Below are 25,565 nucleotides of genomic sequence, written 5' to 3'. Positions count from 1 at the left end.
GCCGCCGCGGTCGCGGGGACCGGCGCGGTGCCACGCGAAGCGCGGACAAGCAATGCGTTCGTTCAGCATAGGCCGTCCGGCCCGCGCGTGCATGATCGCGATCAATGATCGCGAACGGTCGTGCGGCATCCTACCCGCGCGGCTTACGACTTCGTCGGCATCGACTCGGCCGGACGGTTCGCATGCAACAGCGCGTACGCGATGCCGAGCAGCGCGATCCACACCGGCCCGATCACGAGCGCGACGCGCGTGTCGGGCGTGAGCGCCATCAGCACGACGACCAGCGCGAGAAAGCCGAGCGCGACGAACGAACCGAGCGGATAGAACGGCACGCGGATCGGCAGGCGCGCGACCCTGTCGGCCGACAGCGTGCGACGAAAACGCATCTGCGCGATCAGGATCACGCACCACGTCCATATCGCGCCGAACGTCGACACCGACGTGAGCCACGTGAACACGTGCTGCGGCGCGAGATAGTTGAGCAACACGCCGATCAGCAGCAGCGCGACCGACACGGCCACGCCGTACACGGGCACGCCGCTGCGGTTCACGCGACCGAGGGCGGTCGGCGCCTGGCCCTGCTGCGCGAGGTTATAGAGCATCCGCGCGGTGCTGAACAGGCCGCTGTTGCACGACGACAGCGCCGCGGTCAGCACGACGAAGTTGATGATGCCGGCGGCGGCGGGAATGCCGAGCCGCGAGAACGTCATCACGAACGGGCTGCCCTGCGTGCCGATCTGGTCCCATGGATAGAGCGACATGATCACGAACAGCGCGCCGATGTAGAAAATCAGCACGCGCCAGAACACCGAATTCACGGCTTTCGTCAGCGACTTCTCCGGGTTGCGCGCCTCGCCGGCCGTGAGGCCGAGCATCTCCACGCCGAGATACGCGAACATCACGATCGGCAGCGCGGCGATCACGCCGTTGATCCCGTTCGGCATGAAGCCGCCGTGCGACCACAGGTTCGAGATGCCGGTCGCGATGCCGCCGTTGCCGAGGCCGAACGCGATCATCAAGCCGCCGCCGATGATCATCAGCACGATCGTGACGATCTTGATCAGCGCGAACCAGAATTCGAATTCGCCATACAGTTTGACCGCGATGAAGTTCACCGACCCCATCGCCAGCAGCGCCGCGAGCGCCCAGATCCAGTTCGGCACGCCGGGGAACCACATGTGCATGTAGACGCCGACCGCCGTGATTTCGGCCATGCAGGTGACGATCCACACGAACCAGTAGGTCCAGCCGGTCAGGTAACCGGCGAACGGGCCGAGGTAGTCGCGCGCATAGCGGCTGAAGGCGCCGGCGACCGGGTTGGTGATCGCCATTTCGCCGAGCGCGCGCATGATCAGGAAGATCGCGAGGCCGCCGAGCAGATAGGTCAGCAGGATGGCCGGGCCGGCCGTGCGGATCGCGGTGGCCGAGCCGAGGAACAGGCCGACGCCGATCGTCGCGCCGAGCGCCATCAGGTTGATGTGCCGTTCTTCCAGCCCGCGGTGCAGCTGGTCTTCTGGTTGTTTCAAATTCGTCTCCTGGCAGCCGCGAGCGGGCCGCCGTCATTGTGTCGATGACAATGCGCGACCGTTCATGCCGATTTCGGCAGCCGAAAACGAAATAATCCCCGTTGTCGATTTCCGAATGAGAAACGACACGGATACCGCGTCAATTCGGTTGGAATTGTCGTGGATTATCCGTATTTCCCTGCGCCACCTGGAAAACGGATATGGCCTTTCACGGAATACACCCGGGCGGCCCGCGTGACGCGGCTGTGCGCGTGACGAGCCGTAACGGGATCCATCGCCTTCGGCGCGAACGAACGCGCGTCGAATGTGTGCAATCAAGCACACGCAATATGCAGGCGGGATTATAGGGAGGATCGGCGGTTTCACGCCAGGCGATTTTGGGGAAAATCGCGGCGGGTGAAAGTGGTTGTGGATTGAAATGCGCGGGATGGCGCGCGCGTTCTGATCTTCAGACGCCGATATATGGGAGCGACTGCGACGCCACCAGCTTCGGCCGCGTCGGACATGCGCACCGACAGAGGTCGTCGCAGGTCGCCGACCGTCGGCCGTTCGGTCAGGTGCCTGAAGGACACGGGCCATTGTATGCGACCGTGCTGGATGGCTCGCTTAGCCGCGGAAGCCGGTCAGTTCCCTGTTTTCCTGCTTCGATTGCTGTCGGGACTTCGCGATTGCCGACTATGCGAAATACAACACGAGATCGCGACGGGCGTCACGATTCCGATCAAAATTGGGCCGTCACCTGAAATCCGACCGTCACGCGTGCGGTCGGAAATCCAGACGGCTTGTAGACCGGCGTACCGGCGAACAGGTCGTAACCGTAGCCGCCGAAACGTGTCGCTACGCTGCCTTTGATGCCAATTACCGCCCCGGCCAACTGCGTACCGACCAACGCAACCGGCTGCGGCCCCCAAACGCGACCGTAGTCCAATCCTGCATAAATCGCCTGTCCGGTTTGTCCGATCGGCATCTGCAGTTCGTTGCGCCAGTAGAAACCGCGTGCCGCCGCCAGCATCGTTTCGCCGTCGAAACCGCGAACCGTGTAGCGACTGCCGATCGTCAAGTCATCGATGTAGTACAGCGAGTTCCCGGTATATTGGCCGTGGATGCTCGTCACGTATCGGAACGGCTGCTTCGCGATCGCAAAAGGCACCGACAGGTTCGCGTCGAGTACCGCCATCTTGAAGCGGTAAGTCGGACCGCCGCCGGCAGCAAGAATGTCGTCCTGCGCGCCCAACCCCCCGACGCCCTGTCGGTACGCCAGCGTGCCGTCGAACTGCGCGCCGTCGAAGTAGTGACGGTCGGTCAGGCCGAATTCAACGAACGTGTTGTTGCGCCGCTGCTGCGAGATTTCCGTATCTTCGATGAAGCTCTGACCGAAGCGACGGGACAAGCGGACATAGCCGCCGAATACGTCGTTCTGGCTACGGGCAAGCACTCGAGCAAGCTTGAAATCGATCGTCTTCGAATTGCCGCTTGCAACGAATGTCTGATTAACGCCGGCGATCTGCTGGTAGTACGTGTTCGTGTAGGCCGATAACGTCGCGGTCCAGTAACCCCACGGAATCGAGTAGAAGCCGTTCCAGCCGTGCGAACCAAGGCGCTTGTCGCCAAGTTCAAGGTCCTGGCTCACGCCGACGTTGAAGATGTCGTTTAGCCCGAGTGGGTTGTCGATGCCGATCGACAGGTTGCCCTGTAGCTTCCCGGTCGCGCGCGTGCCGGAGTTGTCGATCGACGCCACCACAGTCCACGGTTTGCCACGCTTCACATCGAGCACGACATCGCTTTCGCCCGGTACATCGCCCGGAACGATCTGCATCGATACGTCTTGACTCTGTACGCGCTTCATCTGCTCCAGACCTTGCTCGAGGTCGCGCAGGTTCAACAGTTCGCCGTCGCGCGTCGGGAATGCGGTTTTCCATGTGCCACGCAGTTTTTCATCGGCGAAGCGCACGTGTCGGATCACGCCGGGAATCAGCGAGACTTTCAACGTACCGGACGACAAATCCTGTTCGGGGAGCAGCACGCGCGTCGTGATGTACCCGCGCGACAAAATGTCTTGCGACAGCGCCTTGATGAGCACATCAAGCCCTTGCTTGCCAACGCACTGCCCCGTGTAATGCTCAAGCCATTCACGCGCGAACGCGAAGCGATCCATGGGCAGTACGGACGCACCCTGCGCTTTCACGCCGTCCGGCAGTGAATCGGGAACGTCGACCGTGAAACGATCAATGCGGAAGCACGGTGTTTCGGTCGGAAGATGTGGATAGCCAGCACTCGCCGCGACACTCGAACGAACTCCCGGCGCGGAAACGATTCGTTCACGCTCGCGCGCTTCCTCCTGCTGACGAGCCTGTTGTTCGTTGCCAAGCGGCTGTACCGACTGTGCCATCGCACAGGTCGATGCGATAAGCAACGACCCCGCGACAAGGCTCCCCCCCCGGATTTTCTTCTTCATGTATTTGATTCTCTCGATTACGCGTACCGCGTGACCATCCAGACCCCAATCAGGATGACGACAGCGCCGACGACCTGCATCGGCCGCAGCAGGTGTTCGTGTAACGCCGTGAACGACAACACAACGAGCATGGAAATCGCCACCATCGCCGGATACGCAACGCCTAGCGTTGTTTTGCGCAGCGCGATTGCGTAAAGGAGGAACCCGACTCCGTAGGCGCCTATGGCTGCCCCGCGGGCGATCCATGGCAACACGCTCGACTCACCCAGTGCGATTCCCTTGATAGCCGCAACTCGGAGCAATATGCTCGCGAGACCACCGAAAAAGCCACTTGCGACGACGATCAGCCAGTTCACCGCGCGGCCTCCGTCACGACCGCCACATCCGGCCGCGGCCCGGTGTTTGTGCGGATGCCATCGGATGCGCCCGTTTTTCCATCAAAAATCATATTGAATCGATTCGCGCCATGGAGCGCGATCAGCACGATGGCGGGAAAGACGACCGAAAAGTTTCGTGCCTCATCGCGGTAGCCGAAAAAGAAGAACAACACCAGCACCGGCAGGAATGCCGCAAAAAAATAGATACGGTATCGATGTGGCGTCGCGCGCCACGCCGAGCCGAAGAACACCGCAAGCGGTACAAGCATCAGCGGATTTTCGAGACTTGGCGTAAAGATGCCCTTGCCGATCAGGTTGTAGAACGACAGGTAAGACAAGGGATTAAGCCAGAATTTCAGGTTATCCCAGACGTGAAATTCGACGAAACCACCTGCATTCGCGTCGTAGCCGCTCATGATGAAATGGCGCGTGCCCACGCAGATCACAAGCTGCAGCACCAGCCAACCGACTCGTTTCAATACCGGAACGTCACGCTCGTGTAGGAAAAATAGCGCGAGCGGAACAAGGAAGAACGTTTCCTTGTTCAGGGAGAAGATGGAAACCATCAACGTACACGCCAGCATCCGCTTCTTCAACAGGAAATAGCAGGCACCGAGTACGCCGAGCAGTTCGAAAAAGTCATAGTAGTAACCGCCCTGCTGAAACGTGAGCGGATAGACGAAGCCGAACGCCGCCAGAAAGCCAATGGATTGCCCGAAGTTCAGGCCGTGTAGTCTGGCCAGCTTGTAGACCAGCAACAGCGCGAACAGCGTCGACAACACGATCGCGATGTACGTCAGGTGATAGACGAGTGCCACGATCGGTGTCCAATATTCGTCCGGCACACTGGTGAAATAGGCGTTGTGCAGCGAATCATGTCGTTTGATCGATTTGAAAAGCTTTTCCTGCTTTTCCTGTCCAAGCCGCTCGGCTACCCATTTTGCGGCTCGCGGGAACGACGAGCGATAGACATACGGCTTTGGTGCCTCGCCGTTCATCATGCCGACGAGGCTGTAGCTGGTTGCGAAATCCCCTTTCTGGTCGTCGCGAAAACCCCACTTCAGCAACATGCTGTTGGTGATGTTTCCCGCGCATACGAACAGCAGCACATAGACGATGGCGAAGCGGCAGAACGCCAGCACGCGGTTTTGGTTTTTTTCTGTCATAGGAACTGTGCCGCTCACGGAGCTGGCAAGAAGTGAGCGGCCAGCACGATCACCACCATGATGCAAAGCATGCTGAAGCTACCGCGATTCTCGAGAATATGGACGATCGGATCGTCGTGCATCGCACCCCGTACTGTTGCGATCCATAGACGACCGAACAGATAGATCAACCCGATCTGCACGAACCAGAGAAGGTGCGGAACCGTGTAACGAGCTACCGTTTCCGGGGCGTTGATGAACAGACCAAACACGACCACCGCAGCCAGGGAAGCACCGATGCCGAACGGCCAAAGGACTTCGAGGTCACTTACTCGATAATCCCGACCGGCCGTTGCGCTTTTGTCATTCTGGCGCAAGAACACCAACTCGGAGCAACGTTTCACGAGCGCGAGGCTGAGAAAAGCAAACACGGAAAACGCAAGGAGCCATCGACTCACCAGAATTTCCGCTGCAACTGCCCCTGCGACGATTCGGTACGTGTACAGCAATGACAGAACGACCACATCGAGTAGCACGACTGACTTCAAGCGCCAACTGTACGCGGTCGTCAGGAGCAGATAGAGCGCGAACATGCCGGTAAATTCGGCCGACACCGCCGACGCCAATGCAAACGCCAATGTCAGCAGTACCGCTGCGCACGCGATGCCTTGACCGATCGACAACACCCCGCTCGCAAACGGACGATTGCGCTTTCTTGGATGTCTGCGATCACTGTCCAGATCCCAAAGATCGTTGCCGATGTAGGTTGCCGACGCGCCAAGCGACATTGACAAGAACGCCAGTGCGAGCACGCTGACTTTGTCGACATCAAGAAATGCAAAGGCCGTCAGCAGTGGGACGAACAGCAGCAGGTTCTTTAGCCACTGGTGAACACGCAGGGCCTTGCACCATGTGGAGAACGTTGCACGGACATTCGTGAACTCGTGTTCGATGGGAACGTGGCTGCGAACGTCCGCGCCGACATCCGATGAAACGCCAGCAAGTACGGCACCTCTCGTGCCCGCCCAAACCGGCAAGTCGGCTTTGCTGTCACCCGCATACACGAAGTCGTCGCCGATCTGCTCGCGAATGCAGGCCAGTTTCGCCTCCCCCTTGAGATTCGTGTCGCCACTGGTAGCGATGACACGATCGAACAGGCCGAGATGCGTACTCACACGCTCAGCGATCGAACAATGTGCGGCAGTTGCAAGCACGATTTTTCGACCGCTCTCGCGTTCGCGGGTGAGGTAGTCGACAAGCGACTTCCGATATGGAATTGTTTCCGCTCGAAAATCGGCATGCTCTGCGACCTTGGCCTTGAAGGCGGCGCGACCACCCGCGAGCCAGAAAGGCAGGCGCAGTAGGTTTGCAGGCTTTCGCTTGACGACACGTATCACGGATTCCATCAAGGTATCCGAAGTTGTCAACGTGCCGTCAAGATCAACCACGAGTGGAAATTTTCTGGTCTCTCGCATTTCTTGTGATTCAACTTAAACGGGGCGCCATACTACATATATTCGTCATTTTTTGCCTAAAATTTCCACTCTCCCCTCAAACACTAGGGCCATGTCTGATGCCGGGCCCAACTCACATAGGGAGCTTCCACCGTGAAATCCAATCTCTCGCATGACATGACGCAAATTACCTCTTAAATTCAATTTCGTCAGGCTTAATTATACCCCCCCGATTTATTCGCCACCCCTTGAAAACGGGACTGTTGTTCGTTTTCAAGCGGCTGTACCGACTGTGCCATCGCGCAGATCGAAGCGAAAAGCAACGATTCCGCGACAAAGCTAGCCCCTCGAATTTTCTTCTTCATATCTTTTATTCTTTCGGCTACGCGCAGTGCGTAACCATCCAAATCACGGCAAGGACTTAATCAACTCTAGCGCCATAGCTAGCTTCTCCCGAACATCCCGTGAGTGCCGCTTATTCTGATAAGAGGCAAGTTCGACCATTTGCAATTTTGGCAGATAAAATTTCGCATCCTCACCCCTCGCAATCTCAATCTGAGCAATACTCGTCGGGTCAACCAATACCCAATAAATATCTTCAGACTGATCCGGTATCCAATTAATCACAAATGCATGTTTCAAGCCCGGAAAAAACTCACGCAGAGCCACGCCCAATGCATCCGAATTATTGCCCGAAATTAGATTGGCGGATCGCTCAATCAACTGATTCCGCATCACTCTCGCACCTTCCTGTCTGCTCGAATTCATTTCAATTTCCCCGGAAATGCGCTTACCAGATTTCCAAACTTGTCCGTCAAGACAGTCATGACAGATGTCGGCTGACTGTTATTGAACTTATCGGTCCCAATTGGCCTCCCAACATTAACCTCTCTGACGTATCGAATCCCATCTGCACTTTGCAACTCTCTTGTAATCGGTGTCGATACCGTGTTGGGGTCTTGAAGGAGCTTTCGTACGTCGCTCTCACTAATTGTAAACTGGCTTGCGTTCACATTCGGATCAAGATGGCGATCGCCGATATGATCCATACCATCATTCGTAATATTGATTCGCGACTGTGCACGGCCCGGTGCGGAATTCGCACTGTCACTCGACTGCTGATCGTTGCCGCTGGACAATATAGGGGCACCTGGTGCATAGCCTGCAACACCCGGCTTCGCAACTTGCCCACCTGTCCCTGCCTCTCCTGCCAATACCAGCCCCGGACTCGCCGTAGGCGGCTTACCGCCACCAAACCCACTAATCGCGTTCAGCCCGTTCGCTATACTCTGAAATATCAGATCGAGCGCTGTCGTTTTCTTGCGGGGCGTGCCTTGTCCACTGGCCTCTTCAAGCGTGTCCGTATCCGTGTGGTTCCACTGGTTGTACAGGTTCACATTCGAAGCAGTAGCCGCGCCCGCTGTTCCTCCGACCAGCCCACCCAATGCGCCAATGAGCAAGTTCCCTGACACCTTCCCGGCAAGGGTCGAATCCGTCGCACCGGCCACCGCATTTGCGGCCTGCTTCGTCTGATCGGCCAGCAACGCTGCCAGTCCTGCTCCCGCTGCGCCCTGCGCCGCGCTCCCGACTCCGCCGCCACCCAAGCCGCCGATGAGCGCACCGCCTGCTATGTGCAGATAAAGTCGGTTAGTTCCGCCTTCGTCCCAAGAATCCGCTTCGGCTTGATAGGCGGCTTGCGCCGTCGTATCGCCTGCCAGCTTGGCCGCATCGGCAGCGTGTTGGGCTTCCTTCTGCTTCATATCCGCGTAAGCGCCGATGCCTTGCGCGACGACCTGTCCTGCAGCTTGCGCAGCGTTCATCGTATCGGCTTGCTTATCCAGCAGATTCTGCACGTCCGGTGTTTTCGATACCGTTCCGTTCAGGTTCGACGTGTCGCGGTTCAGGTTTGCCACGTCTTGCGTCTGGCCCGCCGGGTTGGTGATATCGATCGTGCCCACGCTCACGCCGCTTCGTGTGGTCGCGTTTTCACTACCACTATCCGACTGCGAAATCATCGGCGTCACGCCACCCGCGCCGCTGACCGATCCCGGTCCGATCGACTTCCCGGTGACACCAACGCCTGCGCCCGCGCTAAAACCGCTGCTATCCGCGTTGTAGGTCGAATGGTTTTCGATATCCTGATAGGTCAGCGTACCAGTCGTCAGCGTGTTTTTCGACGGATCGGCTGTGCTGGCGATCGCCGCGCCCGTCAGGTCCGTATTGCCCTTGACGTTTACATTGAACCCTCCCTCACCTGCCTGAATCCCGGCCTGTTCGTTCACGGCCGCGTAATTGCCGTTCGCGTTTCCGTGCGACGAACTGAAGCTGGCACTCCCCCCCATCGTGCTGACGCTGATGCCGCCGCCCGCGCTACTTTGATGCGCGCTACTGACGGTCGTGTCCTGCACGCTGCGCATGTTCAGATTGCCGCCCACGTCCGCAGTGACGGTGCGGCCCGATACAGTCGAGCCGATTACATTCGTATCACCACCGCTAACAAGCGTCACGCTATTCGCACCGGTCACGTGCGAGTTGTTCTGCATCACCGCATCGCTGTTGCCGTCACCATGCGCGCGCGACATGGCGGCCGACACCCCGATACCGTTCGTGCCGATCGACACGCCGACACTCGCGCTTGATGACGAATTCGAACTGCGCGTCGAATCGGTGTTCGTCGTGTTCTGCACGTCAATCTGATTCTTCGCGGCCAACAGCACATCGTTGCCGGAAACGTTCGAACCGGCCACCGTGATATTGCCGCTACCAGGCGCGCCGTTGCCGGTCGCAATCAGCGATGTAGTGCCGCCAGCGCTGACGCTCGATCCGCGTTGCGTAGTCTGGTTCTCTGACGTATCGAGTCTGCTATGACTCGATCCGACGCTGACTTGAACGCCGATGCTCGGTGTACCGCCGCCCGCAAGCGCACCGCCTGTCAAACCGGCCACACCCATTGCTGCATTACCTGCCGCTGCAATCGCATGCAGGGCCGTAGCCCGACCGTCGCCGCTTCCGCTCTTCGCTGCCTGCGCTTGTTGGTAAGCGCCGTTGATCGCATCGCCAATGCTACCCGACAAGCCGAGCGTGACGCCACTGCTACTGGTTGTCTCGCTATGGGTCCTGTTGCTGGTATCGGTTGCCGAATCGATCACAACATTCGACGCTACGCCGGCCAAATTATTCCGGGCGATCAAGTCGCTACCTGTCACGTGCAACGTATCGCCAGCCTTGATAGTCAGATCGCCATTGAGCGAGCCCACCGTGCTCGCGTTGTTCGTGACGGACGAAGCATGATCCGTGTCTTTCTTCGTTTGCGTGCCGATACTCACGCTCAAGCCGCTGGTTCCAATACCCGAATGCGTTTCGTGATAGTAGCTGTCCTGCGTGACCGTATCCTTGGACGTGGTGATATTGACGTTGTGCGCCGCCGAGAGATTGACATCGTTCGTCCCGACGACCGTGCTACCTTGAACGGTCAGGTCACGGCCTGACTGAATGTTGACCGTATTACCCGACACGGTGCTGCCGACGCCGACATTCGCCTGCGTATTCTGCATCGAATCGGTTTTCGTGCTGCTGACGAAGCTGCCGCGTTGGACCTGCACCGACTGGTACTTGTCGTGTTCCTCGCGGGCCTCGTTCACCGTGACGTTGCCCGTTGCAACGATGTTCGCCGCGCCGGTGCCGTTCTCAACACCGTTCGTCATGCCCGCCGTCAGCGACGAACCTGTCAGCGTGACGTTGCCTTTCGACACATCGGCGCTCGCCGCGCCGAGCGCCGCATTGCCGCCTGCCGTGAATTGCGTGCCAACAGCGTGCTCGTCGTAGTTGTGATCGACTTCCTTCCGCGTCTTGCTGTCCGCCGCCACATTGTCGAGCTTCGCGGTATCCGTGACCGTCGTTGCCGTCAAATTCCCGCCTGCAAGTGCGGACAAGTCTTTTCCGGCGGATACAGTCGCGCCCTTCAGCGTCATGTCGTTGCCGCTTTGCATCCCCAAGCTTCCGCCTGAGGTGATGCCGCTCGTCACGTTCTTCGTCGTGGATTCTTCCCAATGATGCTGATCATTCAGATACATCGATTGGTTCGTCGTGGACTGGACCGTATCGACGTTGATATCCCGACCTGCCGTCACCAGTGCGTCACCGCCCGCCGACAAATTCGCGCCGTGAATGGTCAAATCGCGTGCGGCCTGAACGGACAGATCACCCGTTGCCGCGATCGTGCCTTGCTGGCCGATCAGACTCGTGCTGACCTTGCTTGCGCCCGACGTGCCGGTTGCGCCAACCGTATCGACCAACGTTGTATTGACGATATCGTGACCGGCTGACACTGCGACCCGATTGCCGGTGATCATCCCCGACGCATTCACCACATCATTGCTTGCCGACACGACCGTTGTGCCGTTCTTGCCGCTGCTCGAAATCGTACCGCCACGATTCAGGATATCGGTGGCGGTAATGACCGTTTTCGTCCCACCCTTGATCACGCCGGAATTCGTTGCGCTACCCGTCGCATGAATTTCCACATCGTCCGCCGCGATCAACGCGCCAGTCGGTTGCAGATCGTTCGCATGCGTCTGCGCCATGTAGACGACAGGCGCCAGCACGTGCGTCGTGCTGCCGTTCGGCAACGTTACCGTCTGATCGACCAGCCATACGATATCGCTCGTCAGCGCGTCCATCTGCGCGGCCGTCAGCGCCATCCCCGGCACCAGGCCGAACTCTTTTGCGTAGTTCGCCCCGTTCGTCATCAGCGCGCGATATTCATCCTCGGCACTCGCGTAGCCCGGCAAGAACGTGCGGCCCGTCAGTTGCGTGATCTGATTGCGCACCATCTGCTGCTCGTACATCCCGTCACCCAGGCGCTTTTCGATGCTCGCCGGGTTCAGGTTCAACTGGCCGAGCATGTAGTCGCTCGAAATGAAGTTCGTATAGCTCGTCAGGCGCGGATCGGTCACGATCAGATACGGCTGGCCCGGGGCGTCGTGAATCGAATAAAGACCGCTTGTCGGCAACGTGATCGGCAGTGCGCCCGACGCATTCGCGACCGATTGCTGTGCGCCAATCGGTGTCGACGAGCCGCCTGCGGCCCCAACCGGCGTCAACTTGCCACCGGATACGCCCCCATTGGCCGAATTGTTTCCAAGCGTGCCACCGGTTGCACCAGTAGAAGAATTCTGCGCGGCAACGTTCTGGTTGTTGACATCCTTCGCGTCGATGATCACCGACTGGTTGGCGATGATCGTGCCACCCGTGCCGCCGATGGCAACCGGTGTATACACCTTCGAAGGCTGAACGATCGTGCCGCGATCCTGCGTCGTATCCTCGTTCCACGCGTACATCGATACGATGTTGTCGGTCTGATACTGATACAGCGTCCGCCCGACGTTGTTCACGACCGTACCGCCGTAGCTGCCTGAGCCTGCACTACCGGATACATCCGAATCGCCGATCTTGATCGAGCCGCCCGCCGCAATCGAGCTGTATTCGTTGTTGATCGTGCCGACGTTCTTCATCACGATGTTGTTACCAGCTACGAGTTGCGCTTGCTGCGCCTGGCTTGCGATCTTGTCCTGCTGAACCGTGGTCGTCGTGTCGCGCCAGATTTCGACACGCTGATAACCGTTGTGGCCATCGCTGCGCGTCGTGTATTCCGTATCCGGAACGTAGTTGACGTGCGGATCGTACGCATCCCAATAGTTGACCGTAACCGTACCGTCCGCGTTGGTCGTCAGCGTGTTGTAGTAAATCGTCTGCTGCTTGCCGTTCACGTTCACGACCAACACCTTGTCAGTCGCGCTAGGTCCGGACGTTTCCGAAACAACCTGCGAAGGGCTATAGGTCGAGGTGAGCGGCGTCTTATAGCCGTTCACCCACATTGCCTGCGAGCACCCGCCGTTCGGGTCCGCATTCATCGTCGCGCACACGATGTACTTCTGACGCTTCGTTTCGTGCTTGCTCGTCGTGCTCGTGGTTTCAGTGGTCACCACCGGAGCCGGACGCGTGTTCGTGAATGTGCCAGCCGCGAGTTCGATGCTGCCTTGGGCTTCGATCGTGGACTGATCGTTCAAGACATTTTGCGTACGGTTCGCGAGAAACCCGTTCGCATCGCGCTGACCGTTCGCGGCGATATTGATGTCGCCAACGCTGAAGACATTCGCGCCGCCCGTGTTTGAAAACTGGTTGGTCGCGTACAAATTCACCCTTTCGGCTGCGGCGATCACCGCCGCCGCACCGGTATTGGTGATCGTGCTCGCATTGGTGGTGACTTCGCGCCCGATGATCGTGGCGGTGTTGTTCAGCGTCGCGCTGTTGGTCGCGACCGTATCGCCTTCGATGCGACCTGCGTTATCGATCGTGCCGCCGTTCGCGTTGACGGTCGTCGTGCTGGAATTCAGATCGGCGCCCGCTTGGTTTTCAACGTTCGCGGCATTCACCGTCAGCGCGCCGTTGGCGTCCAGCACGCCTTGGTTCGTCAGCTTGCCCGACGTGGAAAACGTGAGGTCGCCGTTTGCGTGCAACTTGTTCGCCGTGGTTTGCGTGTAGTCGCTCCCGAGCGTCACCGTACCGTTTCGGCCTGCTACGATCGATCCGTCACCGCTCAACGCGCTCGCGGTCAACGTCAGGTCCTGATCGCTGCCGATAACGCCGTTCTGGTTGGAAAACGTGCCGGTCTGGATTGAAATACTGCCGCCGCTGCCTGCGTCGTTGCCGATTTTGCCGGACGTGTTGTCGATCGATGCCGTGTTCAATGACAGCACGCCGTTTGCACGGATCGATCCGGCCTGATTCGACAACGCAGCGTTTACCGCGTTCAGCTTGAGGTTGTTCGCGGCGGACAGTACACCACTCGCATTACTTACGTTATTCGCAACGTTCAACGTCAGATCGTGGCCGGAAAGCGTCTGACCGCCTTGTGCATTCGTGAGCATTTGGGCGGTCAGCGTAACATCGCCATTGCCGCCGATCGTGCCCGCCCCCGCTTTGCCGGACGCGTTCGTGTTCGTGATCGACGCGCCGCCGTCGATCGTCGTTGCACCGTTGCCGATATTCGCGATACGCCCGTCGCTGTTGTCGACGTTGCTCCCCGACAGCGCGAGCGTCGAATTCGTGCCGTTCGCTTCGATTTGCCCTGCGTTGTTGTTGATCGCGCCCTGTGCTCGCAGCGACAAATTCCCGTTCGCCTGAACAAGACCGGCTGCATTCGCGATCGCACCGTTCGACTGCACCGAAAGCGCTTGTCCAGCCAGCACGGAGCCACCGGAATTATCGACGCTGCCTGCCGACACTGAGACGTCCCCGTTGCCGCCAATGGTGCCGCCCGCCGTATTCGTCAGCGCATTTGTCGTCGTAACCGACAGCGCGCTCGTGCCTACGTTTTTGAGCGAACCGCCATCATTGGCGAGACTGTCGGCCGTCACTGAAACGCCGTTGTTCGCTTCGAGCGTGCCCGCACGGTTGTCGACAGCGCCTTGAGCCTTCAACGTAATGCTGTCCGCGCCGACGTAGCCGCCCGCATGGTTATCGAGCGACTGCACGTCGAGCGCTGCCTGTCGCTGCGCGGCCAGCGTACCTGCGCTATTCGATACGGTCGCCGCTTTCAGGCTCAATGCACCGTTGGTCGCGATCGTGCCGCCTTGGTTCGACAATGCGCCGGTCGAAATCGACAGCGCACCGCTTCCGGCGTGAGTGATTTTCCCGTGGTCGTTGATCAGCGTCGCGGGCGTCAGGTTCAGGTCGGTGCTGTTGGTCTGAATAACGCCGTTGCTTGAATTATCGAGTGTGTTCGAGACGGCGACATTCATTGCGCCGGTCCCGGTTTGTGTAATGGTGCCGCCGTGGTTCGATAAATTCGTCGCCGCGAGCGACAACTGCGCTGCCTGTACCGAACCCGCATCGTTGCTCAGCGTCGCGGCATTCACGGTCGCGGATTGTCCGGCCGTGATGCTGCCCGAACCGTTCGTCAACTGCGTACCCGCATTGATCACTGCGTTTTGCGCAGCCGACAACGTACCGCTGCCGTTGTCGAGCGATTGCGTGTCGACATTCAGATTCGTTTGCGCACTGACCGTGCCGTGGTTGACGACGCTGCCCGATTGAATCGCCACGCCGCCGTTGCCGCCGATGACACCGCCTTGGGCACCACACCGCCTTGGGCACCGAGTGCGGTCGTACCGGCTGCATTCGTCAGTTGCCCCGTCGTGGCAATGGACAGACCGTCCGAATTCAGCGACGTCACGCGACCTGCGCTGTTGTCCAACGAGCTTCCCGAAATATTCATTCCGGCCGCGCTCTGGATCGTGCCCTGGTTGTTCGCGATTGCACCGCCGCGCACCTGCATTGCGTTTTCGGAAACCAGTGTGCCGCCCTGATTCGCGATCGCGCCGTTCGACTGCACGTTCAGCGGACCTTGCGCCGAGATCTTGCCGCTTTGATTCGAAATGCCGCCTGCGGTCAACGTTGCGTTACCTTGGCTCGACAGCGTGCCGTGATCGTTGATCAACGCACCCGCCGCGTTCGCATTGAGAGCGCCCTGCGCACTCGTTGTCGCATTCGAGAGGTTCAGGTCCCCGGCGCTGGCGTTCAGCGACACGTTACCGTTCGCGGCCGTCTGGCTACCCGTGAGGCTCACCGCAGCACCTGAAATCGATGCGCTCCCACCTGCAACGTTCTGCCCGGTCGCAGTCAATTGGCCGGTGCTCGACAGATTCAGATCGCCGCTTTTACCGACGGATTCATCGCTATTTACACCCGCGCCGAGCGTCCCGGTCGAATTGATACTGCCTGCGCTGACCGTCGTATTTTGCTGTGCGGCGAGCGTGCCGCTGTTCGACAACGTACCGGCTGTTGAAACGTTTGCACTCTGTTGCGCATACGTCGTGCCGCTGTTTTGAACGCTATTTGCGGTTGCCGTCAGATTTCCGCTCGCGGTCGTCTTGCCCGTGAGTACGAGCTGCCCGTTGGATTGCAGCGTCAGGTCGCCCGCTTGTGCCGCGATCGTCCCGGCGTTCGCGACACCGACGCCGTTCTCGTTCGATACGAGAAAGACCCTGTTCGCGTACATGCCGCCGAGTTGACTCACGTCGATCGCGATAGCGGGTGCGGCACCGTCGCCAGCGATCGGTGTCGCCGCCAGCGTGTCGTGGTTGACTTGGTTCGCACCTGCAACGACGTTCAGATTCTTTGCGTAAATGGCTGCATTGGCCTGCACTGCACGCGAAATCAAGTCGACCTGATCGACATTCGATGCATTCAGGCCAGCACCGCTGACGGAAATCAGGCCGCGCGACACGTTGAATCCACCCAGCGATCCATCGGCGCCGTAATACGGCGTGCCAGTGGTGAGAACGGCTCTCGACGTATTGATGAATCCGCCGCCGTCAACCTGAATACCGGCACTGTTCGACAAGATCACTTCGGCGCGATTGCCCGCAACCTCGACGTAACCTCGCAGTTGCGACGGCGCATTGCTGTTGACCTGGTTGACGATGATCCGCGCAGACTGGCCCGCACCGAAATTCGGGTTGCCGTTGATCATCCCCGCCTGCTGCGTGTTGACGATCGTCGGCGAGTTGTTCAGGATCGCGCCCGGCTTTTGTACGTCGAACTGGTTGTACGTGTTCACCGACACGCCAGCGCCTGACGGTGCGGCAATATTCACCTGCGGGATGCCGCTCTGCGTCTGAATTACATGAGTGCTCGTGCCCGGAGTCGGCGCGATTTGCGCGAAGCTGAATAACGGCACACCGAACAGCAATGCAGCAGCCATCGCGATCGGCTGCCAAACGATACGCAAGCGCGATGGCGCACTCACGCCTTTGGAATTCCCGGCTGCATGCGGTGAACTACCGTTTTCCCGAACGACCATCATCGCGCCCCGCGCGCGATTGAACACAACCCGATAGCATTTCTTGTTCATTCTTCGTTGACGCGCACTGCGCCCCTGCTTGCAGTCTTATTTGAATTCAGCGTCGATAGGACCGAACGTAATTCGCTGTGTGGTCTTGAACGCGCTTGCAACGGATAGTCAGAGCGACAACGCCTCTCATGCATGTCGCGATTGCGAGACGGCGCTCGCAATGGGTCTCCTCTTATCCACTGCGCGATGCTAGCAGAAGCAATCACCGCACACTGTCAGAAAAGATTAACGCGATACGAGGAGCATCGGCGTTCCCTGCTCCGGAGCCGGAGATTTTAAAAAATTCCGAAGAATTAATATTTTTATAATGTTTTCAGATTGTTAATTCTGAGGTGGGATGAGATTTTATTGGGATAGGCTCGACGTGGCTTTAGACACTGTGCCAATCGTCCGATCGCGGCCGGATGCTCATGATATTGTTGGCCGACCGATCGCGAGATAAGCGGCGATAGTGTCGCGAAACTCGCTTGTCGAAAATGTATAAACCAAGATGGGAAAAATATGCGCTCTCGAGCGCCGAAACCAGCAATGCCGGTTGCATCACTTCGACAACGTCGCCCGCACCGTATATTCGCCTTCCAGCCCACCGTGATCGGGCCGCACGAAGTACCGCGACGAATCCAGATCGGCGGGCAGCGGCTCGACCGGATAACCGTGCTTTTCCCACGCATCGAGGCCGCCCTTCAGCGCCCGGATGTTGTGGATCATCTTCTTGCGCTGCATCTTCGCGATCAGACGCTTGGCCGTGGCCTCGTTCGGGCATACGCAATAGACGACGATCGGCCGCTTCAGCACTTCCGGGTCGAGCAGGTCCGGGGAATCGAGATCGACCGGCAGCGCGCCGGCAATCCGGTACGGCTCGCGTTCGCGAATCGCTTTCGGCCGCGCATCGAAGATCAGCGGCGGTTCGTCGGACGTCATCATCTCGACGAGCTGCGGCGGCGAGATGCGTACCTGCGCGAGATAGCGGCGGAACTGCACGCGGCGCACCCAGCGGTACAGCAGGAACGTGATGAAGATCGCGAGGAACGCGTCGAGGATCGTGCCGCCGCTCGCGCGTACCCACAGCACGAACTGGACGATCTGGTCGTGAATGGCTGCGCCGCCGATCAGCCAGAACGCCGCCCACAGCGACGCGCCGGCCAGATCCCAGAACAGGAACACGCCAATGCCGATCGCGGTCGTGCCGAGCAGCGGCGCCGACACGAGGCCGAGACCCGGCAGGAATTTCGACAGCACGAGCAACGGCGCGCCGTACCTTTCGAATACGTTACGGGCGAAGCGCAGCGTCGTGTCGAGCGACAGCGAGAAGCGCACGAGGCCATTCAGCAGGCGCCGGCCGCGCGTGCGGCCCATGAAGAACCACAGCGAATCGGCCAGCATCGTCGCCCCGATCGCCGCCGCGAACATGCTGGCCCAGGACGCCTGCCCCATCGCCGCCATCGTGCCGCCGAGAATCAGCATCGGCACGGCCGGCACCGGCACGCCGAGCTGCGTGATCAACACGCTCGCGAAGACGGCCCACGGGCCGAGCGACGATGGAATAGCAATCGGAAAGTGCCACACGGCGGCGCTCCTGGAAGACATGCGGGCCGCGCGACAGGGCCGTCGGTACGGCGGCGCAACGGCCGCCGCGGCATGTCCGCGACCGACCGGTGCATCCTGCGCATTCTAAACGGGTTTGGCCGCGCTCGCGCGGAACACCGACCATCGGTACGGGCTTCGCGCCCGGCGTGACGCGGCCGTGACAGTCACGCGTCCGAGCGCGGCACGAGCTGCGCGACGTGTTCCGCGTAGTCGGGAAACTCGGCCGCCAGCGCGGCCGCATCCGCGAGCTCGAATTCCGCGAACTCGAACCCCGGCGCCACCGTGCAGCCGACGAGCGCGACATGCTCGGGCGATGCACAGCGCGCGCCGAACCAGCTTCCCGCCGGCACGACCGCCTGGAACACGGTGCCGGGATGCGTGAGCGGGTTGCCGAGCCGGTGGATCGTCAGCCCGTCGCGCGCGTCGAGTACCCACACTTCGATCGGGTCGCCCGCATAGAAATGCCAGACCTCGTCGGAGCGGATGCGATGCCACGACGAATACGCGCCGTCGCACAGCAGATAGTAGATCGCGGTCGATGCGGCACGTCGCGCGCCATCGGCCGGGCGCACGACCGAATCGGTCGCGCGGTAGGTTTCACGGAAATAGCCGCCTTCGGGATGCGGCTGCAGGTCGAACTGGCGAATCAGGTCGGTCGCGGAAATCGGCATGGCGGATGACGTCGGTAAGGTTGGAAACCGGCATTCGGCGGCCCTTCCGGTCCGTCCCGATTCAGGCGACCGGTGCCGCCGGATGTCCGTGCGTCGATCGCCGCGGCCATGCGCGCGGCGAACAAGCGGACACCGGCCGATGCTGCCAGAACTGCGTGCCGGGACGCAACCGTCGACGCTCGATCGCTCACCGCCAAGACTCCCGGCGGCCCGCCCCGGCACGCGGATCGTGCCGATATCCGGCCAGGCACGCGAGGCAGCCCGCTGCCCGCAGATGCACGGCCCGCATCGCCAACCGTACCGCCGTCGATTACGCGGTCGCCGACGCCCGCGCCTCGCCGTGCCGCACCAGCAGCACGGGCCGGTCGGCCGCGCGCAGCAGCGATTCCGCCACGCTGCCGAGCAACAGCCTGCGCAGTCCGTGCCGGCCGCTCGTGCCCATCACGATCAGGTCGGCGTCGGCTTCGGCCGCCGTGCGCATCAGCACCGCCGCGATGTCCTCGCCATACGCGTCGAGCGCGCGCACGGTGCCCCGCACATGCTGCTGCGCGAGCGCCGCTTTCGCGTCGTCGAGCACCGGCGTCGCGGCATCGGTCGCCGCGACATCGCCGTCGCGCTCGGCGGCGAAGCCTGCGTCGACGTCGACGAGCTGCGGCCGATGTTCGACGACGTACGCACAGGTCACTTCGCCGCCGGACGCCGCCGCGATCCGGATCGCCTCGTTCAGCGCGAGACGCGCGCTCGGGCTGCCGTCGAGCCCGACGAAAATCCGCTTGTACATGGTCCGTCCCTCCGACCGGGCGCGCATCGCGCGTTGCGCGACGAAGGCCCGTTGCCGCAAGCCGGCCCGGCGCCGGCTTGCCTGCCGAACAGTCTGCCCCACGTGCCGACACGCGGGTTGACGCGCATCAAGCGGGGCCGGCGCGCCCCTGCTTCAAGCCGTTTGCCGCGATTTCAACCGACCCCATTACAAAAAACGTGTAAAACGCGCACAATTTCATCTTCAAAATAGTCGTTGCACGCAGCCGGTGCGAGGTTTTCCGGTTTTGCCGCCCTGCCCGAGCGCCTTGGGTAGCCCGAACAACAGAATGGCCATCGAATGACCGCCAGTGGAACCCCGACGCGTGGCGCCCGAGGGCCCGCGCCCCTGCAGATCATGTTACGCCAGCCGCTCGCGGCCGCCGTCGTTGCGCTGTGCGCGGGCGCGGTGTTGTCGCTTGGCGTCGCGCTGCTGGTGCGCGAGCAGTGGCAAGCCGCCGTTCATACGCGTTTCGAACGCCGCACGGCGCACGTGACCGCGATGCTGCGCCACGAACTGCAGACCGGCGTCGCGGTGCTCGAAGGCGCGCGCGGCGCGTTCGGCCTCGTCCCGACCATGACGCCCGAGCAATGGCGTCGCTATGCGGAGACGCTCGATCTCGACAGCGCCCGCTCGCCGGTCCGGCAGATCGGCTATGCGCCGCTGACGCCCGCGGCGCGCAGCGCCCTCGCCGGCACGAAACCGCCGCCGGCCGGCCCGCTCGCGGCAGCGACGCTCAGCGCCCCCGCGTCGAATGCGCCGGTCGAGCGCTTCGGCGCGCCCGACGCGGCGCCGCTCGCGCATGCGCTGCGGACCGGCGATATCGCGCTCGGCGTTCATTCGGCCGACGACGATACGTCCCGCGACGCCCGCACGTTGACGCTGTTCCTGCCCACGACGGCCTCGCCGCTTGCGGCGTCCAGACCGTCCGGCGCGCGCGAAACCGCCGCCGACGGCGTGCTGTTCGCGGCGTTGAGCCCGCGGCGCCTGATCGAGCGCGCGCTCGATACTGAACGCGGGATCGACCTGTGGATGAGCGCCGGCGGCGATCCGCGCGCGATCGCCAGCGTCGAGACGACGACCGACGAAGCGTCGGCGTCGCCCGACCTGATGCGGCGCACCGACGTGCTCAATTTCGGCGGCACCGCGCTGACGCTCGCCTATTCCGCGGACGGCCGGCCGAGCGCGACCGGCGCGCAGCGTGCGGCCGGCACCGTGCTGGCCGCCGGGCTGATCGCGTCGTTCGGGTTCGCGGCGCTCGTCCATGCGCTGCTGCGCAGCCGCGCCGATGCCGGCGCGAGCAGCCGCGGCCTCCTCAACGAGGCACGGATGATGGGCATCATCCGCTCGTCGATGGAAGCGATCATCACGATCGACGAGAAGCAGACGGTCGTGATCTTCAATCCGATGGCCGAGCAGGTGTTCGGCGTGTCCGCGATGGAGGCGATCGGTGCGCCGCTGTCGCGCTTCATTCCGGAGCGGTTCCGCGCCGCGCATGCGAAACACGTCGACCAGTTCGGCGTGACGGGCGTGTCCGAGCGGCAGATGGGCCGCCAGCGCGTACTGTTCGGGCTGCGGGCCAACGGCGAGGAATTCCCGATCGAAGCGTCGATCTCGCAGATCCGCGACGCGTCGGGCAAGCTTTATACGGTGATGCTGCGCGACATCACCGAGCGGCTGCGGGCCGAGAACGCGCTGAAGCGATCGCGCGAGGAATTGCGCGAACTGTCGGCGAACCTGCAGAACGTGCGCGAAGAGGAGAAGACGCGCATCGCGCGCGAGCTGCACGACGACCTCGGGCAGCAGCTCACCGCGCTGAAGATGGACCTGTCGGTCGTCGAGCAGCAACTGCGCACGCCCGGCCGCGCGCACCCCGACGATGGCGTGCAGACCCACCTGCAAGGCATGCGGCGGCTGATCGACGCGACGGTCGCGTCGGTGCGGCGCATCGCGGCCGACCTGCGGCCGGTGATGCTCGACGATCTCGGCCTCGTGCCCGCGATCGAATGGCTCGCGAACGATTTCACGAACCGCTACGGGATCGATGTCGAGCGCCACATCGAGACGGGCGGCCTCACGTTCACCAGCGCGGGCGCGACCACGCTGTTCCGCATCGTCCAGGAAGCGCTGACGAACGTCGCGCGCCATGCGGATGCGACGCGCGTGGCGTTGCGGCTCGACGTCGAGGAAGGCTTTTGCGTGCTGCGCGTCGCGGACAACGGCCGCGGCGCGGCGCCCGGCGGTGCGGCCCACGAAGACAAGTCGTTCGGCCTGATCGGCATTCGCGAACGCGCACACATGCTGGGCGGCACCGTGACGATCGACACCGCGCTCGCGCGCGGCTTCTCGATTACCGTCGCGTTTCCGCTCGCCACCGTTCAACAGGACACGCTCATCACATGATCAAGGTGCTCATCGCCGACGACCATACGCTCGTACGCGACGGTCTGCGGCACATCCTCCAGAACGCCACCGGATTCGAGGTGGCCGGCGAGGCCTGCGACGGCCCGTCGACGATCGCGCTGGTGCGTGCGACGCCCGCGCAGGTGCTCGTGCTCGACCTGTCGATGCCGGGCCGCAACGGTGTCGAGCTGATCAAGCAGATCAAGGACGAGAAGCCCGCGCTGCGCGTGCTCGTGCTGACGATGCACGCGGAGCAGCAGTACGCGGTGCGCGCGTTCCGCGCGGGCGCGTCCGGCTATCTGACGAAGGAAAGCGCGAGCGCGGAGCTGGTCGGCGCGGTCACGAAAGTGGCGTCGGGCGGCGTCTACGTGAGCCTGGCGATGGCCGAGCAGTTCGCGCAGAGCCTGAACGAGCCGGCCGAGACGCTGCCGCACCAGCGGCTGTCCGATCGCGAATTCGACGTGTTCCGGCGAATCGCCGCGGGCCAGACGCTGACCGAGATCGCGAATGCGCTGTGCGTGAGCGCGAAGACGGTCAGCACCTACAAAACCCGGATCCTCGAGAAGATGCAGATGCCGCATGAAGCGGCGCTCGTGCGTTACGCGATGCGGCACAAGCTGCTCGACGAAACGGACGACGTGTAACGGCGACGTGTAACGGACGACGTGTAACGGCGACGTGTAGCCGGCGCGGCGCGGGCCTCGGCGGGCCCGCGCATGGCGGTTACTTCGCCGGCACCGGGCACGCGAGGTCGCCCTCCTCGCAGGCGAGATAGCCCTTCAACGTTTCGGTGCGCGCGTTCGTCAGATCGTCGAGACAGGTCGATACGACCATCGGGTATGCACTGCCGCCCTCGACATTCGCGCTCGAGAAACGGCACTCCGCATCGCGGTACGCGATCCACGCGCGCTGCGCGCTCACGAGCTTGTCGGCAAGCGGCTGCGCATCGCGCAGGCGCGCGGTGACGGCCTGGTAGGTCCGGTTCAGTTCCCCGTCGGATTTCTTGTACGCGCGATCGGCACACGCCGTCATCGTCGCCTGATCCGTCGCGTCCGCGCAATTCGCCTGCGCATGGGCGACGCCCGCCACCAGCGCCAGCGAGCTCAGCAGACCGGTCAAGACACGCATGGATGCTCCTTTGTTGTTCGTTGAAGTGTGGAACCCGGTGCCTTGTCGCGCCCCGTGTGCATGGGCCGCGCCACCGCGCCGACATCGACCGCGATGCTAGCGCACGCGCGGCGGATTGTCAGCGGGTACGCCCAACGACGGCGGTTACTGCTTGTTCGCTACCGGCAAGTAACGGTCGAAGAACGGCGTCACGTCGAAGTAGTAGGTTCGAGACCGGCCGCTTGCGTCCGTTGCCTCAATCGCATCGTATTGGGAGTCCCCGTTGCGGATCAGCGCCTGCCTGGTCGCATGCAGCTTTTTTGCAGACAACCACGAGTACTCTTCATTGACCGCAATGACGCGGATAGCGGTCTCCGGCGTCAACCCGTCTCCGCTGTGCGCGATATCCTGCGTAATGCCGAACAGATAGAGTCGCATATCTGCGTGTGCGCCTTCATCTCCCGCCTTTCCCAGTAGGGCACTGTAATTCGACACGAGGCTGAAAATCGGAATATCGCGAATTGGGCGGATTCTTTCAACTTCCCGAATCTTTGACAAGGCAGCCTCCACATCGCCTTGCTGCGCTAGCTGCATCGCCTCTTTCTGTGAGTCCTGAACGAGCTGGACCAACTCACGATAATTGAAACTCTGATCGGACAGGAATTTGGCCCGGCGCTCGTGTGCCTCCTTCATTGCCGCCGCGTATTTCCCATCCGTGTCCGAAACCGGCAGCGGCTGGAATATGTCGCGGGCCGTTTGATCGATCTCGAAGACTTCCCGGGGATTCATCAGAAAATAGGCCACCTTGACGTGGCTATCCGCAGGCGTGGTAAAGGTCACCTTTTGAAGACTTGAACCTTGATACTGGATCGCCTGGACATCGGTCATCTTTGCCGATCTTAAGCGCAGCCAGTCCCCGATTTCCCCAACCCGGACAATTCGAACCGGATCGTCGGGCGTATTTCCACCTCCTGAAAGCTTCAACAGGATCACTGCCATGGCAGCCGCTCGCCTACGGCACGCAGTTGCATCGCGCTCGTTTGCCAAACCTGTGTAAACGTTGAAACAGACGACCTGGACGGTGTAGTCCGGGTATCGGTCCAGCGATGCGTACTTGTTCAGCTCGAGCAATTTTTCGAGCGCCTTTTGATTCTCTCCCGATTGGTTCAGTACATTTGCCTGAGCGACAATCGCCTGCGTGTCGTGCGAGAACTGCTGAAGGTTGATCTGCGCGTCCTTTCCGATCCGTTGTCTTTCCGCTTGCAGGAGATCGATAGGCGAAGAAGCATTCCGAGAAAATGCGCTCGTAGCCGAAAGGCAAATCAATACGGATACGAAAAATCTTATCAAGCGCATGAGGCCCCCGTTTTTCATGTTTTATCGCCAATGGCATACCCGCTCTCATCGGCGACGGCCGAATCTACCATCGTTCGGCTGGCCTGAGATCCTGTCGGAGATGCCGGTCGTCGGGAATTCGCCTCGGCAGGACAAGCAAACCGGCGCCGTGGCCGTGCGGCATATGGATTCGCGCGAACCCATGTCGACGTCAATGCAGCTACGGACATCGTTAAATTTCGTGTCTCGACGAGTCAATGTAAAAAGCCCGCACTCGAAACCGAAACGAGTGCGGGCTTTCTCGACAAGCCTTCCGCCGCGGCGCCCAAGGGCCGCGAGACAACAGCCGGCTCAGTGACCGAAGTACACCGACGAGCGGTCGCTCACGGCCGGCACGACCGCGCGCTGGCCCGACTGCGAGGTCGCGACCGGGTTCGAACCATAGCCGGTTGCGTCGGCTTGCGCGCCGGCGTTCTGCGCGGCCGCGATCTTGGCCTGGGCGGCCTGGATGTTTTCCGGATAGTTGATCCAGTCGTTCGGGTTGTAGCCGGCCTTTTCGAGCTGGACCAGTTCGGCGCGCACTTGCGCGCGCGTCAGCGGCTGCTGGTTCGATTGGGCGAACGAGACGACCGGTGCGGCCACCAGGGCGGCCAGTGCAACTGCCTTGATCAGCGATTTCATGATGCGTTACCTCCAGGATTGTTTTGTCAGGCGCTTCGGACTCGGAGTCGTTGCGCATGAGTGAAAGTCTAGGAGGCTCGACTATCAGGGTAAATACTTAAATCGCAAA

General features: G+C 61.3%; 15 protein-coding genes and 1 pseudogene. 2 read left to right on the top strand and 14 right to left on the bottom strand.

Annotated elements, in window-relative coordinates; all coding sequences use genetic code 11:
• Positions 1-143: 143 nt before the first annotated feature.
• The 11 genes and pseudogenes from QZM15_RS02670 to QZM15_RS02620 form a co-directional block, all read right to left on the bottom strand.
• Positions 144-1,526, bottom strand: coding sequence for an amino acid permease (locus tag QZM15_RS02670; protein ID WP_302105738.1), 1,383 nt, complete (start codon positions 1,524-1,526; stop codon positions 144-146).
• Between the two features lie 721 nt (positions 1,527-2,247).
• Positions 2,248-3,915: a ShlB/FhaC/HecB family hemolysin secretion/activation protein gene (locus QZM15_RS02665; protein ID WP_185716477.1), complete on the bottom strand. Its 1,668-nt coding sequence runs from the start codon at positions 3,913-3,915 to the stop codon at positions 2,248-2,250.
• 83 nt (positions 3,916-3,998) lie between these two features.
• Positions 3,999-4,337, bottom strand: a complete 339-nt coding sequence (locus QZM15_RS02660) for a small multidrug resistance protein (RefSeq protein WP_124859007.1) — start codon at positions 4,335-4,337, stop codon at positions 3,999-4,001.
• Positions 4,334-5,542, bottom strand: a complete 1,209-nt coding sequence (locus QZM15_RS02655) for a hypothetical protein (RefSeq protein WP_302105737.1) — start codon at positions 5,540-5,542, stop codon at positions 4,334-4,336. Before QZM15_RS02655 ends, QZM15_RS02660 begins: the two co-directional genes overlap by 4 nt.
• Positions 5,539-6,978, bottom strand: coding sequence for a UbiA family prenyltransferase (locus tag QZM15_RS02650; protein WP_302105736.1), 1,440 nt, complete (start codon positions 6,976-6,978; stop codon positions 5,539-5,541). Before QZM15_RS02650 ends, QZM15_RS02655 begins: the two co-directional genes overlap by 4 nt.
• A 194-nt stretch (positions 6,979-7,172) precedes the next feature.
• Positions 7,173-7,322 (bottom strand): hypothetical protein, encoded by a 150-nt coding sequence (locus QZM15_RS02645; RefSeq protein WP_302105735.1) that lies wholly within the window; start codon positions 7,320-7,322, stop codon positions 7,173-7,175.
• 43 nt (positions 7,323-7,365) lie between these two features.
• Positions 7,366-7,725, bottom strand: coding sequence for a hypothetical protein (locus QZM15_RS02640; RefSeq protein WP_124859012.1), 360 nt, complete (start codon positions 7,723-7,725; stop codon positions 7,366-7,368).
• A gap of 389 nt (positions 7,726-8,114) precedes the next feature.
• A pseudogene (locus tag QZM15_RS02635) lies at positions 8,115-16,873 on the bottom strand (hemagglutinin repeat-containing protein); the annotation flags it as partial.
• Positions 16,874-17,413: 540 nt separating this feature from the next.
• The gene (locus QZM15_RS02630; RefSeq protein WP_059639459.1) at positions 17,414-18,439 is read right to left on the bottom strand and encodes a DedA family protein/thiosulfate sulfurtransferase GlpE; all 1,026 of its coding nucleotides are present in this window, start codon (positions 18,437-18,439) and stop codon (positions 17,414-17,416) included.
• A gap of 185 nt (positions 18,440-18,624) precedes the next feature.
• Positions 18,625-19,131, bottom strand: a complete 507-nt coding sequence (locus QZM15_RS02625; protein WP_226222108.1) for a cupin domain-containing protein — start codon at positions 19,129-19,131, stop codon at positions 18,625-18,627.
• A gap of 310 nt (positions 19,132-19,441) precedes the next feature.
• Positions 19,442-19,912 (bottom strand): universal stress protein, encoded by a 471-nt coding sequence (locus QZM15_RS02620; protein WP_059574423.1) that lies wholly within the window; start codon positions 19,910-19,912, stop codon positions 19,442-19,444.
• 318 nt (positions 19,913-20,230) lie between these two features.
• Here QZM15_RS02620 and QZM15_RS02615 point away from each other — a divergent pair, with 318 nt between their 5' ends.
• Entirely contained in the window at positions 20,231-22,333 is a 2,103-nt protein-coding gene (locus tag QZM15_RS02615) for a PAS domain-containing sensor histidine kinase (protein ID WP_302105734.1), read from the top strand.
• Positions 22,330-22,977: a response regulator transcription factor gene (locus QZM15_RS02610; protein ID WP_006483707.1), complete on the top strand. Its 648-nt coding sequence runs from the start codon at positions 22,330-22,332 to the stop codon at positions 22,975-22,977. The genes QZM15_RS02615 and QZM15_RS02610 overlap by 4 nt, the downstream gene beginning before the upstream one ends.
• A 79-nt stretch (positions 22,978-23,056) precedes the next feature.
• Here QZM15_RS02610 and QZM15_RS02605 read toward each other — a convergent pair whose 3' ends face one another.
• From QZM15_RS02605 to QZM15_RS02595, 3 genes are all read right to left on the bottom strand, one after another.
• Entirely contained in the window at positions 23,057-23,461 is a 405-nt protein-coding gene (locus QZM15_RS02605; protein ID WP_302105733.1) for a lysozyme inhibitor LprI family protein, read from the bottom strand.
• Positions 23,462-23,605: 144 nt separating this feature from the next.
• The gene (locus QZM15_RS02600; RefSeq protein WP_302105731.1) at positions 23,606-24,814 is read right to left on the bottom strand and encodes a DUF4919 domain-containing protein; all 1,209 of its coding nucleotides are present in this window, start codon (positions 24,812-24,814) and stop codon (positions 23,606-23,608) included.
• 312 nt (positions 24,815-25,126) lie between these two features.
• Entirely contained in the window at positions 25,127-25,456 is a 330-nt protein-coding gene (locus tag QZM15_RS02595; RefSeq protein ID WP_027783001.1) for a DUF4148 domain-containing protein, read from the bottom strand.
• Positions 25,457-25,565 lie beyond the last annotated feature (109 nt).

This window comes from Burkholderia sp. AU44665 (genome assembly GCF_030504405.1).
Lineage (GTDB): Bacteria > Pseudomonadota > Gammaproteobacteria > Burkholderiales > Burkholderiaceae > Burkholderia > Burkholderia semiarida.
This window is presented reverse-complemented; position numbering and strand designations above follow the sequence as displayed.

Excerpts from the sequence above, each read along its gene's own strand:
- QZM15_RS02640 (WP_124859012.1), bottom strand. The coding sequence starts at position 7,725 with ATGAATTCGAGCAGACAGGAAGGTGCGAGAGTGATGCGGAATCAGTTG.
- QZM15_RS02595 (WP_027783001.1), bottom strand. The coding sequence starts at position 25,456 with ATGAAATCGCTGATCAAGGCAGTTGCACTGGCCGCCCTGGTGGCCGCA.
- QZM15_RS02645 (WP_302105735.1), bottom strand. The coding sequence starts at position 7,322 with ATGAAGAAGAAAATTCGAGGGGCTAGCTTTGTCGCGGAATCGTTGCTT.
- QZM15_RS02615 (WP_302105734.1), top strand. The coding sequence starts at position 20,231 with ATGACCGCCAGTGGAACCCCGACGCGTGGCGCCCGAGGGCCCGCGCCC.
- QZM15_RS02605 (WP_302105733.1), bottom strand. The coding sequence starts at position 23,461 with ATGCGTGTCTTGACCGGTCTGCTGAGCTCGCTGGCGCTGGTGGCGGGC.
- QZM15_RS02650 (WP_302105736.1), bottom strand. The coding sequence starts at position 6,978 with ATGCGAGAGACCAGAAAATTTCCACTCGTGGTTGATCTTGACGGCACG.
- QZM15_RS02665 (WP_185716477.1), bottom strand. The coding sequence starts at position 3,915 with ATGGCACAGTCGGTACAGCCGCTTGGCAACGAACAACAGGCTCGTCAG.
- QZM15_RS02620 (WP_059574423.1), bottom strand. The coding sequence starts at position 19,912 with ATGTACAAGCGGATTTTCGTCGGGCTCGACGGCAGCCCGAGCGCGCGT.
- QZM15_RS02625 (WP_226222108.1), bottom strand. The coding sequence starts at position 19,131 with ATGCCGATTTCCGCGACCGACCTGATTCGCCAGTTCGACCTGCAGCCG.
- QZM15_RS02610 (WP_006483707.1), top strand. The coding sequence starts at position 22,330 with ATGATCAAGGTGCTCATCGCCGACGACCATACGCTCGTACGCGACGGT.
- QZM15_RS02600 (WP_302105731.1), bottom strand. The coding sequence starts at position 24,814 with ATGAAAAACGGGGGCCTCATGCGCTTGATAAGATTTTTCGTATCCGTA.